This window comes from Streptomyces sp. NPDC059224 (assembly GCF_042754285.1).
Taxonomy (GTDB): Bacteria; Actinomycetota; Actinomycetes; order Streptomycetales; family Streptomycetaceae; genus Streptomyces.
Map to the genome: position 1 here is coordinate 16,491 of NZ_JBHZAN010000027.1, position 14,969 is coordinate 31,459.

Genomic DNA, 14,969 nt, shown 5'->3' on the forward strand with positions numbered 1-14,969 from the left:
ACCCCCAGGTGCCGGTCTTTGCGGCCTTTCCCCCTCACGATGCAGACAACGACGTCGAAGCTTCGGAGGTCATCCGACATGAGAGGGACCCGGCGCGCACGGCTGTGCCTGGCCGGGGTGCTGACAGCGTCCGCGCTGCTCACCGCCCCCGCCGCAGGAGCAGCCGAACCGACCGACGGCCACCTCGCCGACCTGGTCAACCCCTTCATCGGGACCCAGAACGAGGGCAACACCTTCCCCGGCGCGGCCGTGCCCTTCGGCATGGTGCAGCTCTCCCCGGACACCGGGCACAGCACCGGATACGACTACGCGCAGCACCGGATCCGCGGCTTCTCCCTGGTCCACCTCTCGGGCGTCGGCTGCCGCATCGGCGGCGACCTGCCCGTCCTGCCCACCACCGGGGACGTCACGCAGACGGACTACGCCCGGTACGCGGCCGGGTTCGACCACGCCGACGAGCAGGCGAGCCCCGGCTACTACCGCGTCGGCCTCGACTCCGGTGTCCGCGCCGAGCTGACCGCGACCGCCCGCACCGGCGTCCAGCGCTACACCTTCCCGGCCACCGACAAGGCCAACGTCCTGCTCAACGCGGGCCAGGCGCTGCACAAGCCGGTGCGCAGCGAGGTCGAGATCCTCGACGACCACACCGTCCGTACGAAGATCACGGGCCATGGCTTCTGCCGGGAGACCGCCCCCTACACGGTGTACACGGTCACCCGCTTCAGCCGCCCGTTCACCGCCCACGGCACCTGGAACGGCACCGCGGTCACCCCCGGGGCCCGTACCGGGGCCGACGGCGCCTACGTCCGCTTCGACACCACCCGGGACCGTACCGTCGAGGCGACCACCGCCCTGTCGTACGTCGACGCGCGAGGCGCCGAGGTCAATCTGCGGGCCGAGGGCGGCCGTTCGTTCGACACGGTACGACGGCAGGCCCGGGAGGCCTGGGAGCGGCGGCTCGGCGGCATCCGCGTCCAGGGCGGCTCCCCCACCCTGCGCCGCACCTTCTACTCGTCGCTGTACCGCGCCTTCCTGGCACCCAACGTCGGCGACGACGCGGACGGCCGCTACACCGGCTGGGACCGGAGGATCCACCGCCCCGCCGGGTTCACCTACTACCAGAACTGGTCGCTCTGGGACACCTACCGCACCCAGGCCCAGCTGCTCGCCCTGCTCGCCCCGCGCGAGGCACGGGACATGGCGCTGTCGGTGCTGAAGGTCGACGAGGAGGGCGGCTGGCTGCCCAAGTGGGGCTACGGCCCGGTCGAGACGAACATCATGACCGGCGACCCCGTCACCCCGTTCCTGACCACCGCCTACCAGGCGGGCCTGCTCAAGGGGGACGAGGAGCGGACCTACCGGGCGCTGCGGAAGAACGCCGACGGCGTACCCCCGGCCGCCAACCCGGGCGTCGGCCGCGAGGCCAACGCCGAATACCTCGCCGGCGGCTTCGCGCCCTACGCCAAGGGCCGCCCGCACACCAAGGTCGGCGACTCCGACTACGACCACGGCGCCTCGGTCACCCTCGAGTACGCGCTGTCCGACGCGATGCTCGCCCAGATGGCCCGGAACCTCGGCCACGGCGCGGACGCGGCCCGTTATGCCACCAGGGCCCAGAACTACCGCAACGTCTTCGACCCCTCCACCGGCTTCTTCCGTGCCCGTGACGCCTCCGGCGCCTTCACCGGCGACCCCGACCCGGGCCGCGGCATCGGCTTCCACGAGGGCACCGCCTGGCAGTACCAGTGGCTGGTCCCGCAGGACCTGCCGGGTGTGATCTCCCTCATCGGCGGCGAGCACGCCGCCAACCGGCGGCTCGACTCCTTCTTCGCCTACGACCAGCTCCTCGCCGACCCGGAGAAGACCGCGCGCGAGGTGTGGGTGCACGGCAACGCCTACGACTACTACCACGCGGCCGTCTACAACCCCATGAACGAGCCCGACCTCACCGCCCCGTACACCTACCTCTCCACCGGCCAGCCCTGGAAGACCACCGACGTGGTGCACGCGGCCCTCACCCTCTTCACCGACGGGCCGACCGGGATGACCGGCAACGACGACCTCGGCACCATGTCCGCCTGGAACGTGCTGTCGTCCATCGGCCTCTTCCCCGTCCAGCCGGGATACGGCACGTGGGGTCTGTCGACGCCTGTCTTCGACCGGGCCGACGTCCGCCTGGACCGCCGCTACTGGCCGAGCGGCGGCTTCACGGTGACCGCGCCCGGCACCTCGGCCGCCGACCGGTACGTGCAGACCGCCCGGATCGACGGATCCGGCTACGGCCGGACCTATCTGACGAACGGTTCACTGCGCACCCTGCGCTCGCTGGCGTTCACGGTCGGCCCGCGCCCGTCAGAGTGGGGTACGTCACCCCAGGCGGCGCCGCCGGCGCTGAGGTGACCTCAGGTTTCCCATGAGTCCCGCCTCTTTCCGGGGAGGCGGGGCTTAATCTGCTGTTAACTGTGTGTAGCGTGATCGTACTTGACCGTAATCAGGTGTCGGCGTTTGACTGCTGATTCCCCCTCCGTCGACGCGAGGCACCCTTCGTGATGACTGCGACTGCTGACCTGCTGGCCCCTCTCGATCTGGCGTTCTGGAACATCGAGTCCGACCGCCATCCGATGCACCTCGGCGCGCTGGGCGTCTTCTCGGCGCACTCGCCGACCGCCGGCGCCCACGCGGCCGACCTGCTCGCGGCCCGTGCCGCCGCCGTGCCCGGACTGCGCATGCGCATCAAGGACGTCTGGCAGCCGCTCGCGTTCGGCGGCGCCGCCCGCGAGAGCGCCCCGGACTTCGATCCCCTCGACCACGTCCGGCTGCACGCCCCGACCGACGACTTCCAGGCCGTCGCCGGCCGGCTGATGCAACGCCCGCTGGAGCGCGGCCGGCCCCCGTGGGAGGCGCATGTGCTGCCGGGCGAGGACGGGGTCTCCTTCGCGGTGCTGTTCAAGTTCCACCACGCCCTCGCCGACGGGCTGCGCGCCCTCAAGCTGGCCGCCGGCGTCATGGACCCGCTCGACCTGCCCGAGCGTGCCCGCCGCCCGATCGAGGCGCCGCGCACGCGGCCGGCGCTGCCGGACATGCGCAAGGTGCCCGAGCTGGTGCGCGGCGCGCTCTCGGACGTCGGCCGGGCCCTGGACATCGGCGCGTCCGTCGCCCTGTCCGCCCTCGGGGTGAGCTCCTCCGCCGCACTGCGGTCCGAGCCCACCGGCACCCGCAGCATCGCCGGCGTCGACCTCGACATCGACGATGTGCACCGGGTCCGCAAGGCCGTCGGCGGCACCGTCAACGACGTGCTCATCGCCGTCGTCGCCGGCGCGCTGCGCCGCTGGCTGGAGGAGCGCGGCGACCCCACCCAGGGTGTCGCCCCGCGCGCGCTGATCCCGGTCTCCAAGCGCCGTCCGCGCACCTCCACCCCACAGGGCAACCGGCTCTCCGGCTACCTGATACGGCTTCCGGTCGACAACCCCGACCCGCTCGCCCGTCTCGACCGCGTCCGCACGGCGATGGTCCGCAACAAGGACGCCGGCCCCAACCGGGGCGCCGGTGCCGTCGCGCTGCTCGCCGACCACGTGCCCGCCCTCGGGCACCGGCTCGGCGGACCGCTCGTCGGCCAGGCGGCCCGGCTCTGGTTCGACATCCTGGTCACCAGCGTGCCGCTGCCCGGCCTCGGCCTGCGCCTGGGCGGTCACCCGCTGACGGCCGTCTACCCGCTGGCCCCGCTCGCGCCCGGCCAGTCCCTCGCGGTCGCCATCTCCACCTACCGCAACCAGGTCCACTACGGCCTCGTCGCGGACGCGGCGGCCGTCCCGGACCTCGACGTGCTGGCCCGCGCGGTGACCGACGAGGTCGACTCGCTGATCTCGGTCTGCGATCCATGATGCGGTCGGGTTTGGAGGTAGGGCCCGGCGCTCCGTAAAATCCCCTGTTCGAAAGCGGGCGCGAGTCGGAGCGCCGCTGGTGGATCAGGGAAGCGGCAGCGCGATGACGGTGACACAGGACGGCCCGACGGCCGAGGACCAGGTGGTCTACGGCCCGGGCATCGACCCGGAGCGGCTCGCCGTCTGCCTCAGCGTGCTCGACGAGCTGGACGAGCTGGACGTCGACCACCCGGACGCCATCGCGGTGCGCCGGGCCACGGCGGGCGTCTACCGCACGGTCAAGCAGCGCCGCCGCCAGGAGCGCCGGGCCGCCAAGACCGCGCACGACAAGGCGGTCACCGAGGCCACCGCGACCGGCTCCGCCCAGCGCATCGACGACGAGACCGAGGGCCTGCTGCCCTCCTCGCGGACCGAGGAGGGCAGGATCGCGGGGATACTCCAGCGCCCGCGCTCCTGCTACACCTGCAAGAGCCGCTACGTCGAGGTCGACTACTTCTACCACCAGCTCTGTCCGGACTGCGCCGCCCTGAACCGCGCCAAGCGGGACGTCCGCGCCGACCTGAGCGGCAAGCGAGCCCTGCTCACCGGCGGCCGCGCCAAGATCGGCATGTACATCGCGCTGCGGCTGCTGCGGGACGGCGCGCACACCACGATCACCACGCGCTTCCCGAAGGACGCCATCCGCCGCTTCAAGGCGATGGAGGACTCCGCGGACTGGCTGCACCGCCTGGAGGTCGTCGGCATCGACCTGCGCGACCCGGCCCAGGCCGTCGCCCTGGCGGAGCAGGTCGCCGCGGCGGGCCCGCTCGACATCCTGATCAACAACGCGACCCAGACCGTACGCCGGCTGCCCTCGGCCTACGCGGCCCTGGTCGAGGGCGAGAGCGCCCCGCTGCCCGCCGGTGAACTCCCCGCCCACCAGGTCATCGGCGCCTTCAACTCCGGTGCCGTGGACGGCCTCGCCGCGCTGCCGCTCGGCACCAGCGGGCTCGACGCCCAGCAGGTCGCCGATCTCGCGCTGGTCGCGGGCAACGCCAGCGTCGCCCGGCACCTCGACGGCACCGCCATCGACGCGGGCGGTCTCGTCCCGGACGTCGTCGACTCCAACACCTGGGTGCAGACCATCGACCAGATCTCCCCGGTCGAGCTCCTGGAGACCCAGCTCTGCAACTACACCTCGCCGTTCATCCTGATCAGCGCGCTGCGGCCGGCCATGGCCGCAGCGGCGAAGCGGGCGGCGCGCGGACGGGCGTACGTCGTCAACGTCTCCGCGATGGAAGGCGTCTTCGGCCGCGGCTACAAGGGCGCCGGGCACCCGAACACCAACGCGGCCAAGGCCGCCATGAACATGGTCACCCGGACCAGCGCGGTGGAGATGTTCGAGACCGACGGCATCCTGATGACCTCCGTGGACACCGGCTGGATCACCGACGAGCGCCCGCACTACGACAAGCTGCGCCTGGCCGAGGCCGGCTTCCACGCGCCGCTCGACCTGATCGACGGCGCGGCCCGGGTCTACGACCCGGTCGTGCGCGGCGAGCAGGGCGAGGACGTGTACGGGGTCTTCCTGAAGGACTACGAGCCGGGCAAGTGGTAAGCCCCGCTCGATCGTCGTCGGCGCCCTGCGACCGGGTTCCGGGGGGCGTCGGGCGGGCGCGGGCCGTGCGGGAGGGGACTGGTCGCGCGGTTCCCCGCGCCCCTGGGGGCCGTGCGGCGGACCGTGCCGCGGACGCGGGGTCTGCCATGCCTCCCTCGGAGGGGGACCACCATCCGCCGGACTGGCGCTAGACCGACGTGCGTGCCGCTCGTACCCGGGTTCCGCCGTCGACGACCAGGTCGGCTCCGGTCACCCATCCCGCGGCGTCCGAGCACAGCCACAGCACCGCCCCGGCTACGTCCTGCGGCTCCCCGATGCGGCCCATCGGCAGCCCCTCCGCGATCTCGCGCTCACGCGGTTCCCACATGAACCGGGCCATCTCCGTGCGCACCAGGCCCGGGGAGACCGAGTTGACCCGGACCCGGGGTGCCAGTTCGCCCGCCAGCTGCTGGGTCAGGTGCAGCAGGGCCGCCTTGCTGGTGCCGTAGGTGCCCACGTCGGGGCCGACGTGGGCCGCGCCCTCCGTGCAGATGTTGACCACCGACCCGCCGTGCTCCCGCATCCAGCCGCGCCACGCGCACTGCGTGAGCCGCAGCGGTGCCTCCACGTTGACCGCGAACGCCTCCCGCCACAGGCCCAGGTCGGCGTCCATCAGCGGGCCGTACGGGCGGTTGGTCGCCGCGTTGTTGACGAGGATGTCCAGCCGCCCGAACTCGGTCAGCGCCAGCCGGGTCAGCTCCCGGGCGTGCTGCGGCTCGGCGACGCTGCCGGCCAGGCCGGTCCCGCCCAGCTCCGCGGCCGTACGCCGGACCTCGGCCGTGTCCCGCGCGCTCACGCACACCAGCGCCCCGGCCGCCGCGAGCGCCCCGGCGACCGCACGCCCGATCCCGCGGGTGCCGCCGGTGACGACGGCCGCCCTGCCCCTGAGCCCGTACGACGTCATCGCCGTACCGTCTCATGACGAGCCGTCAGTCGACAGCCCCGAGGCGGGAGTTGCGGGTGGCGACCAGTTCGAGGACGGTCCGCCAGTCCTCCAGGACGCCCGCGTCGAACCCCGTGGAGCGGCTCTCCTCGTCGGCCTGCCGAAGCCGCAGCACGTCGTCGTCGGCGGGGGCGCCGTCCCCGCGCACCAGGCGGCAGACGCGCTCCCCGAGCAGGTGCCGTACCGCCTGTGCGGCGCCGTCGGCGTGGCCCAGGAGTTCCGCGATGCCGTGCACCAGGCCCGCGACCTGGAGTTCCTTGTCGGCGGGGCGGCCGCGGCGCAGCAGGGCCGCGGTGCGCAGGGCGCGCTGGTGACGGCAGGCGTACAGCAGATCCATCAGCTCCTCGACGCTGCGCAGCTCCATGCGTCAGTCCTTCCGCGAGACAGCCGTTGTCCCGCGCCATCGGATCATGTCGAGTTTTCGACCCGGCCAACGCAACCTGAACTGCGCAGCCGGTGAGGGCGGCGGAACTTACTCGTTCGGTCATGTGTTCGAGTCGCCAGGTCGAGCGGGTGGGACATGAACGGTGCATCATGTTACGAAAAGGTGTATTTGCGGGCGGGGGGAGCACGGAGCGACTCGCGATAGTTACACCTTGTTTGCACTCCCTATCGAGCGGGGCTGCGCTCATTTGGTTAATCTAGAGAGGACGGGCAGCAGCAAGGGGTCCCACCCACACCCACGGTCCGTCCCGGGACGAGCTGGTCGACAACGGCCCGCTCCCTTGTGAGTTACCGGCGCCACCGCGTCCGAACCTGCTTTCCATCCAGACCCGAGCGGGCGCCAAGCACCGGAACGCAGACCGTCCGGCACGCCCCGAGGGTGACCGACACATAAGGAGTGCGCGGTGACACCGGAGAAGACGAATATCGAGCAGCGCCCCAAGGAACGCACGGAGCGCTCGGGCAGGCGGCCCGGACAGCTCGGCAGCCTCGACGTGTGGGCCCGGTCCGCCCCGATCCGCCTCGCGGGTTACGAGGAGGACCTCGCCGAGCCCCACATCCTGCCGAGCGTGGACTGACCGCCGGCCGGTGATCCGCGATCGCCGACGCATGGGCGTGCGAGACTCACGCCCATGCCGATCAGAGCAGCAACCGCGGCCGACTGGCCGCAGATCTGGCCCTTCTGGCACCGGATCGTCGCCGCCGCCGAGACGTACGGCTGGGACCCCGACACTTCGGAGGAGGCGGCCCGCGCCCTGTGGATGAGCCCGGCGAAACGTGTCTACGTCGCCGAGGACCCCACCGGAGCCGTCGTCGGCTCCGCCTACCTCACCCCCAACTACGGCGGACCCGCCGCGGGCGTCGCCAACGCCGGTTTCATGGTCGACCCCGACCGGGCGGGCCAGGGCATCGGGCGGGCCCTGGCGGAACACGTCCTGGCCGAGGCCCGCGCGCACGGCTACCGGTCCATGGTGTTCAACGCCGTCGTCGAGACCAACCCCGCCGTCGCCCTGTGGACCTCTCTCGGCTTCACGGTCATCGGCACGGTCCCGGAAGCCTTCGACCATCCCCGGCACGGACCGGTCGGCCTGCACGTCATGTACCGCGCGCTCTGAGCACGGTCACGCCACGAGTGCCGCGCGCGCTCCCGGGCCGGGGCGCACGGCGCGACCCCGCCGACCGTACCGGCGCGCTCGGCGACCGGCGCGGCCCGGGCGCGGTCCTCGCAGCGGCGGCCCGTGATGCCCGCCACCGCCGGGGAGGCGGCCGGCGGGCCCTAGCCGACGGGCGCGGTGCGCTGCCAGGGGCGCAGGGTCTCCAGGGTCCTGGCCACGGCCAGCAGGACCGCCTCCGAGCCCGGCCGCCCCACCAGCTGTACCGCGCACGGAGCGCCCGACGGCAGCGTGCCGAACGGCACCGACATCGCCGGCCAGCCAGTGAGGTTCCAGGCCGGGGTAAGCGGCGAGTAGGTGGAGCCGGCCAGCGCGTTGCGCAGCCAGCCCCGCTCGTGCCAGGGGGCCGCCCGCGGGGCGCGGCGGGCCAGCGCGGGGGTGAGCAGTACGTCGTACTCGGCGAAGAACGGCGTCAGCCGGGCGCGCAGCCGGTCGCGGGAGTCGCTCACCCGGACCCCGTTCAGGAACCGGCGGCCGATCGCCGCGTGCACCCGGGTCCGCCGGGTCAGCAGCGCCGGGTCCAGATCGGCCGCGTCCGCGGCCGTCCCCGCCGTCCAGTGCCGCAGCGCGGTGACGCCGATCGACGCCGGGTACGGCGGCTCCGCCCGCCGCACCCGGTGCCCGGCGGCCGCCAGCAGTCCGGCCGCCTGCGCCACCGCGTTCGTATACGGCCTGCTCACGGTCGTCCCGACCAGCGGGCTGCGCCGCGAGAGGGCGATCGTCAGCGCGGTGCCGTCCGTGGTGCTCCCGAACTCCTGGTCGGCGAGGACCGAGAGCATCAGCCGGACGTCCTCGACGGAGGTGGCCAGCGGCCCGTTCTCCGACATGCCGAACCAGTCGCCGTTGCCGATCCCGGCCGGGACCACCCCGAACCCCGGCTTGATGGTGACCAGACCGCAGTTGGCCGCCGGGATGCGCAGCGAGCCCATGCCGTCGTTGCCGAGGGCGATCGGCGCCAGCCCGGCGGCGACCGCGGCCGCGCTGCCGCCCGAGGAGCCGCCCGCGCTGCGCAGCGTGTCCCACGGGTTGCGGGAGATGCCGTGGATCCCGTCGGTCGTCCCGAAGACGCACAGCTCGGGCACGTTCGTCAGCCCCACGACCACCGCGCCCGCCGCCCGCAGCCGGGCCACGGTGGCATGGTCGGCGTCGGCGGGCGTGTCCGGTGTCGCCGCCGAACCGTCCAGATGCGCCTCGCCACGCACCGCCAGATTGTCCTTCACGGCCAACGGGACACCGGCCAGCGGGAGTTCGTCCAGATCGGCGCGGGCGGCGACCGCGTCCGCCTCGGCGAGCGCCGCTTCGGCCCGGACCTTACGGAACGCGCCGATCCGTCCGTCCAGCCGTGCGATCCGCTCCAGGTGCTCGGCCACCACCTCCCGGGGAGTGGCCCGCTTCTCCCGTACGGCGGCGGCGATTTCGGCGGCGGTCCGGCCGACCCAGCTGGTCACGGGCGCTCCTGAAGGTGCGAGAGAGAGGGGGGCATACTCGTCGGTACGAAAGGGCACTCTGCCGCGCCGCGGCCTTTCCGTCGAGAGCGTGCGGCGCCGGAGCCGTGGGTGAGGTGTGCTCCGCGACCGCCTCTGATGCATGCTCGGATCCCGCGTGTCATCGGACCACTTTCTCGATTCCTGCACGTGCATGCCCCATTGACAGGCTTCTGGGCCCGCTCAATCATCAGACATCCGATGAATGGAGCCGCGCATGAGCATGTCTCCCTATCCACGACGTCAGGTGCTGGGGGCCGCCGCGGGCGTTGCCGCAGGGGCCGCCCTGCCGCTCGCCGCGACCACCCCGGCCCACGCCACCGGGCCTGCCGACTCCCGTGGCGCGGGCGCGGCGGCCGGTGCGCCGGCCGCGTCCTCATGGGTCCCCGTCCCCGCTCCGGTCCCCGTACCCCTCGACTCCCTCTACGACAACGACGGCATCGACACCGCCGACGCCCGGGGAGGTGACTTCGACGGCTCCGGCTACACGTTCCCGGGCGAGGAACTCCCGGCCGGCCGGGTCGAGGTCGACGGCATCCCCTTCGACTTCCCCGCCGCGACGGCGGGCGCCAAGAACAACGTTGTCGCCCTCGGCCAGCGCGTCGACCTCCCCAAGGGCCACTACCTGTCGGCCGTCTTCCTCACCGCCGGCAGCTACGGCAACGCCGCCGGCCGGGCCACCGTCCACTACGCCGACGGCACGACCACCACCGCCGGTCTGAGCGGCAGCGACTGGTACGCGGTGGGCGGTCCGCTGGCGGCGCCGTACCGCTACCAGCCGGACGGCGGCAAGGACCAGCACGCCGTCGGGATCGGCACCTGCGAGGTGTGGATCGACCCGCAGCGCGAGGCCGTCGCCCTCACCCTGCCGGTCACCGGCCCGGCCGAGGCCGGCAAGGCCGCCCTGCACGTCTTCGCCCTCTCCCTCCAGCCCGTCGCCCAGGGACGGGCGCTGGCCCTGCGCGACGCCCACTCCACCGCCTCCCTGCTGGACGCCACCGGCGCTCAGAGCGTCGAGGCCACCGTCGTCAACGCGGGCACCGTCGCGATCCTGGCCCGTGACGCGGTGTCCGTGCGCGTCGACGTCCCCGGTGCCCGTACCGTCGAGCCCGCCCGCGTCCGCCGCCTCGACCCCGGCGAACAGGCCCGCGTCCGGATCGGCATCCGCAGCCGCACCGGCACCGCACCCGGAACCGAGCGGGACGGCACGGTCAGCGTGCACGGCCGCGGCGCCCAAGTGACCTCCAGCCGCCGCACCCTGACGCTCGGCACCGCCGACTACGAGCCCACCGAGACCTCGTTGGCCGGTCACCGGGCGCCGTACTGGTTCAACGAGGCCAAGTTCGGCATCTTCATCCACTGGGGCGTCTACTCGGTGCCCGCGTGGGCGCCGGTCGGAGTGCAGTACGCCGAGTGGTACTGGGACCAGATGCAGGACCCGGGCAACCCCACCTACGCCTACCACCGGGACACCTACGGCGAGGACTTCGCCTACGACGACTTCATCCCGCGCTTCACCGCCGAGAAGTTCGACCCGCGGGCGTGGGTCGAGCTGTTCCGGGACGCCGGCGCCCAATACCACGTGCTGACCTCCAAGCACCACGAGGGCTTCGCGCTGTGGGACACCAAGGTCTCCGACCGCAATGCCGTGCGGATGGGCCCCAGACGGGACCTGGTCAAGGAGCTGTTCGAGGCGTCCCGCCGGTACACGCCCGAACTCCACCGCGGCCTGTACTTCTCCATGCCCGAGTGGTTCAACCCCGACAGCCCCTGGATGGGCCACGCCCCGCGCAACCCGTACACGCTGGACCCGCTGCCGTACACCGGATACACCGCGGGCAAGGACTACGTGCGGGACTTCCAGGCCCCGCAGATGCTCGAACTGGTCCACGGCTACGACCCGGAGATCATCTGGTGCGACATCGGCGGCGCGAACGACAGCGTCCACGTCCTCGCCGAGTACTTCAACCACGCCAAGAACCGGGCCCGTCCGGTCGACGTGACCGTCAACGACCGCTCGGGCATCGGCTTCCACGACTTCACCACGCCCGAGTACACGACGTACGCCGACACGGTCGTCGCCAAGTGGGAGGCCAGCCGCGGCCTCGACCCGCGCAGCTACGGCTACAACCGGGCCACCCCCGACGACGCCTACATGACCACCGAGGAGGTCGTGCACAGCCTGGTCGACATCGTCTCCAAGAACGGCAACTTCCTGCTCGACATCGGCCCCCGCGCCGACGGCACCATCCCGGAGATCATGCAGACCCGGCTGCGGGAGACCGGCGCCTGGCTCGCGGTCAACGGCGAGGCGATCCACGGCACCACCTACTGGTCGCGCATGGCCCAGCTCGGCGAGGACCTGCGGTTCACCGTCCGCCCGGACGAGGCCTTCTACATCCACTCGCTGACCCGGCCCGGCGCCAAGCTCACCGTCGAGGCACCGGTACCGGTCAGGGCCGGCGACAAGGTGACCATGCTCGGCCACCACCGGCCGCTGACCTGGACCGTCACCGGCGGAGCACTGGTGATCGACGTGCCCGAGCCGGCCCGGCGGGCGGGACAGCACGTGTGGGTGTTCAAGGTGGAGTGGCAGGGCTGAGGCACGGAGAGGGCGGCCGCGGCCTTCCGGGGTCGCGGCCGCCCCGCTCCCGCCCGGGTCCGCGCTGTTCCGGCCGGCGGTCTAAGGGCTGTCCCGTAATCCCCGGCGGGCGCACGACGACAGCTACGGCACCTCGCAGCGTTGTCGGGCTCGCCCGAACACGCCCAGTATGAGGACGACCCTCCGCCTTGCGATGCACCGCATCTGACGCCGCGCGCTGATCCACCAGGGATTACGGGACAGCCCTTAGGAGCGGGCCGCCGCCGTGCTGCCCCGTACCGTGAGCCGGGGAACCGGTACCCGTACCGCCCGGGCCGTGCCACCGTCCAGCAGGGCCGTCAGCTCGTGTGCCGCCACCCGGCCGAACTCGGCGCTGTCCCGGGAGAGCGCCGACAGCCACGGCTTGACCATGCGGCACAGGACCGAGTCCTCCCAGGAGACCACGGAGACGTCGTCAGGGACCGAGTGGCCGAGTTCGGCCGCGGCCGCGACCCCGGCCACCGCCATCACGTCGTTGTCGTAGATCAGGGCCGTCGGGGCCGGAGCCGCCCGCAGCACCCGGCGGGTGACGGCCGCGCCCTCGGCGTCGGAGTAGTCAGTGGTGACCGAGCGGACCTCGGACAGACCTCGGCCGTCCGCCTCGGCGCGCAGCGTGCGGATCCGGCGCTGGGTGTGGGCGAGGCCGGGCAGGCCCGCGATGTGCACGATCCTGCGGTGGCCCAGTGCCGTCAGCTCGTCCACCACCGACGCCATCGCGGCCGCGTCGTCCGCCCACACCGTCGACAGCCCGGGGTGGCGTCCGTCGGGGGCGCCGCCGATCACCACCGCGGGCAGGCCCAACTCGTCCAGCAGGTCGGGCCGGGGATCGTCGGCGCGCGGATCGACCATCAGGATGCCGTCGACGCGGTGCTCCGCCCACCAGCGGCGGTACACCGCGCACTCGTCGCCCACGTCCTCCGCCATCTGGAAGAGCAGGCCGAGATGGCGTTCGGCGAGCACCTCCTGGATGCCGGAGACCAGTTGGAGGAAGAAGGAGTCCACGCCCAGCGAGTGCGCGGGACGGGCGAGGACGAACCCGACCGTGGCCGCGCCCTCGCCGGACAGCGCGCGGGCGGCCGTGCTGGGCCGCCAGCCGAGCTGCTCGGCGACCCGGTGCACCCGGGCCCTGGTGGTCTCGGAGACCCCGGGGCGGCCGTTGAGCGCGAAGGAGACCGCGCTCTCGGAGACTCCCGACCGGCGCGCGATGTCCTTCATCGTCGGCCGCCGCGCGGGGCTGCGTTTCTCCGCCAACTCACTTCCTCATTCGTCGGGACCGTGATCCGCTAATGCGCTTGAGTCGGATCACCCTAAAGCGTATTAGTGATCCGCGGCAATAGGCCTGTAGCGCCTTGCTGAGCAGGGGGTTTGAGCCACTAATGACTTTAGCTCCGCCGAATCCATTGACTCGTCGTGGAAACGGCGTGCAAGGTCTGGCGCGACACCTTCGGCCCCCCGCTGCAAAGGAGCAACGGACCATGCGCATCTCCCGCAGAGCGCTCGCCATCGCCGCTGCCGCCGTCCTCGCCCTGCCGCTGAGCGCCTGCGGTTCCGGGGAGGACGGCGGTGGCTCCACCGACGCCTCCGGCAAGGTCGAGGGCGACATCACCTTCCAGACCTGGAACCTGCGCGCGAACTTCAAGCCGTACTTCGAGGGTCTGGTCGCGGACTTCGAGAAGAAGTACCCGGACACCCACGTGAAGTGGATCGACCAGCCCGCCGAGGGCTATGCCGACAAGATCAGCGCGGACGCGGCCGGCGGCACCCTGCCCGACGTCGTCAACGTCTCCCCGGACCTCGTCGCCCCGCTCGCCAAGGCCGGCCTCGCCCTCGACCTCGACAAGGCCGCAGCCAAGTACCGGCCCGAGTACCTGGACGGGGCCTGGGCCAGCCATCAGATACCGGGGACGAGCGGGACGTACGCCTTCCCCTGGTACCTGAACACCGGACCGCTCTTCTACAACAAGACGCTGTTCGAGCAGGCCGGGCTCGACCCCGCGCAGCCGCCCAAGACCTACGACGACCTCTTCACCGACGCCCTGAAGATGGCGCAGAAGAGCGACGGCAAGGTCGCCACCCTCGCCAACGTCCCCACCATCGAGGACTTCGGGCGCTACGGCGTCGAGCTGATGGACAAGCAGGGCACCGGATTCGCCTTCAACGACGCCAAGGGGGTCGAACTGCTCACCAAGTACAAGGAGCTGTACGACGCCAAGGCGCTCGACCCGCAGGCGCTGACCGCGACCCCGGAGTCCTCCGGCAAGAAGTTCCTCACCGGGGCCGTCGCCATGAACCCCGGCAGCGCCCTCGACCTCGGCAACTTCAAGAAGCAGGCGCCGAACCTCTACAAGAACATCGGCATCACCGACCAGATCACCAGCACCGGGCACGTCAACATGTACGTGATGGGTGTGATGGTCAACTCGCGGACCAAGCACACCGCGGCCTCCGTCGCCTTCGCGCACTTCGTGACCGACGCGCAGAACCAGATGTCCTTCGCCAAGCAGGTGGCCATCTTCCCCAGCACCGCCGGCTCCCTGGACGACCCGTACTTCACCAAGGAGGACGGCACCGACGAGACCCGGGTGCGGATCGCCGCGGCCAAGTCCCTGAAGACCGCGGTCAACTACACACCGGTGCTGTTCAGCGACCAGATGAAGACCGCGCTGCGCAACGAGGTCGCCAAGGCCCTGCAGGGCAAGGAGAGCCCCAAGGCGGCCATGGACAACGCTGTCAAGGCCTGCGACCAGCTGCTCCGGCAGCAGGGCTGA

At 72.1% G+C, this 14,969-nt stretch carries 11 protein-coding genes; 7 read left to right on the forward strand and 4 right to left on the reverse strand.

All coding sequences use genetic code 11. The features are described 5' to 3' along the window. Positions 1-78 precede the first annotated feature (78 nt). From ACFXI4_RS28710 to ACFXI4_RS28720, 3 genes are all read left to right on the forward strand, one after another. A complete protein-coding gene (locus ACFXI4_RS28710) occupies positions 79-2,400 on the forward strand; it encodes a GH92 family glycosyl hydrolase (protein ID WP_384996311.1) in 2,322 nt (773 codons plus the stop codon). A 149-nt stretch (positions 2,401-2,549) separates the two neighbouring features. Beyond that, on the forward strand, positions 2,550-3,881 hold the full coding sequence (locus ACFXI4_RS28715; RefSeq protein WP_384996313.1) for a wax ester/triacylglycerol synthase family O-acyltransferase: 1,332 nt from the start codon (positions 2,550-2,552) through the stop codon (positions 3,879-3,881). 103 nt (positions 3,882-3,984) lie between these two features. Next, positions 3,985-5,478: an SDR family NAD(P)-dependent oxidoreductase gene (locus ACFXI4_RS28720; RefSeq protein WP_384996315.1), complete on the forward strand. Its 1,494-nt coding sequence runs from the start codon at positions 3,985-3,987 to the stop codon at positions 5,476-5,478. Positions 5,479-5,665: 187 nt separating this feature from the next. Here the strand turns inward: ACFXI4_RS28720 and ACFXI4_RS28725 are convergent, their stop codons facing one another. After that, complete coding sequence (locus tag ACFXI4_RS28725; RefSeq protein ID WP_384996318.1) at positions 5,666-6,421, reverse strand: SDR family oxidoreductase; 756 nt, start codon at positions 6,419-6,421, stop codon at positions 5,666-5,668. Positions 6,422-6,446: 25 nt separating this feature from the next. Continuing rightward, positions 6,447-6,824, reverse strand: a complete 378-nt coding sequence (locus ACFXI4_RS28730; RefSeq protein WP_384996321.1) for a hypothetical protein — start codon at positions 6,822-6,824, stop codon at positions 6,447-6,449. A 484-nt stretch (positions 6,825-7,308) separates the two neighbouring features. Between ACFXI4_RS28730 and ACFXI4_RS28735 the strand changes: the two genes are divergently transcribed. Together ACFXI4_RS28735 and ACFXI4_RS28740 are read left to right on the forward strand one after the other, a co-directional pair. Next, a complete protein-coding gene (locus ACFXI4_RS28735) occupies positions 7,309-7,482 on the forward strand; it encodes a hypothetical protein (protein WP_362732398.1) in 174 nt (57 codons plus the stop codon). Positions 7,483-7,536: 54 nt separating this feature from the next. Continuing rightward, positions 7,537-8,019 carry a GNAT family N-acetyltransferase gene (locus ACFXI4_RS28740; RefSeq protein ID WP_384996323.1) on the forward strand — a complete coding sequence of 161 codons (483 nt, stop codon included), beginning with the start codon at positions 7,537-7,539 and terminating at the stop codon, positions 8,017-8,019. A 161-nt stretch (positions 8,020-8,180) separates the two neighbouring features. On the opposite strand, the gene ACFXI4_RS28745 is transcribed toward ACFXI4_RS28740, so the two are convergent. Beyond that, complete coding sequence (locus ACFXI4_RS28745) at positions 8,181-9,524, reverse strand: amidase (protein ID WP_384996325.1); 1,344 nt, start codon at positions 9,522-9,524, stop codon at positions 8,181-8,183. A 259-nt stretch (positions 9,525-9,783) separates the two neighbouring features. Here ACFXI4_RS28745 and ACFXI4_RS28750 point away from each other — a divergent pair, with 259 nt between their 5' ends. Then, on the forward strand, positions 9,784-12,162 hold the full coding sequence (locus ACFXI4_RS28750; RefSeq protein WP_384996617.1) for an alpha-L-fucosidase: 2,379 nt from the start codon (positions 9,784-9,786) through the stop codon (positions 12,160-12,162). A gap of 246 nt (positions 12,163-12,408) precedes the next feature. Here ACFXI4_RS28750 and ACFXI4_RS28755 read toward each other — a convergent pair whose 3' ends face one another. Next, positions 12,409-13,452, reverse strand: coding sequence for a LacI family DNA-binding transcriptional regulator (locus tag ACFXI4_RS28755; RefSeq protein WP_384996327.1), 1,044 nt, complete (start codon positions 13,450-13,452; stop codon positions 12,409-12,411). Positions 13,453-13,676: 224 nt separating this feature from the next. On the opposite strand from ACFXI4_RS28755, the gene ACFXI4_RS28760 reads away from it, so the two are divergent. Beyond that, positions 13,677-14,969 (forward strand): ABC transporter substrate-binding protein, encoded by a 1,293-nt coding sequence (locus tag ACFXI4_RS28760; protein WP_384996329.1) that lies wholly within the window; start codon positions 13,677-13,679, stop codon positions 14,967-14,969.

Coding starts and splice junctions, on each gene's coding strand:
- ACFXI4_RS28710 (WP_384996311.1), top strand. CDS start 79: ATGAGAGGGACCCGGCGCGCACGGCTGTGCCTGGCCGGGGTGCTGACA.
- ACFXI4_RS28715 (WP_384996313.1), top strand. CDS start 2,550: ATGACTGCGACTGCTGACCTGCTGGCCCCTCTCGATCTGGCGTTCTGG.
- ACFXI4_RS28720 (WP_384996315.1), top strand. CDS start 3,985: ATGACGGTGACACAGGACGGCCCGACGGCCGAGGACCAGGTGGTCTAC.
- ACFXI4_RS28725 (WP_384996318.1), bottom strand. CDS start 6,421: ATGACGTCGTACGGGCTCAGGGGCAGGGCGGCCGTCGTCACCGGCGGC.
- ACFXI4_RS28730 (WP_384996321.1), bottom strand. CDS start 6,824: ATGGAGCTGCGCAGCGTCGAGGAGCTGATGGATCTGCTGTACGCCTGC.
- ACFXI4_RS28740 (WP_384996323.1), top strand. CDS start 7,537: ATGCCGATCAGAGCAGCAACCGCGGCCGACTGGCCGCAGATCTGGCCC.
- ACFXI4_RS28750 (WP_384996617.1), top strand. CDS start 9,784: ATGTCTCCCTATCCACGACGTCAGGTGCTGGGGGCCGCCGCGGGCGTT.
- ACFXI4_RS28760 (WP_384996329.1), top strand. CDS start 13,677: ATGCGCATCTCCCGCAGAGCGCTCGCCATCGCCGCTGCCGCCGTCCTC.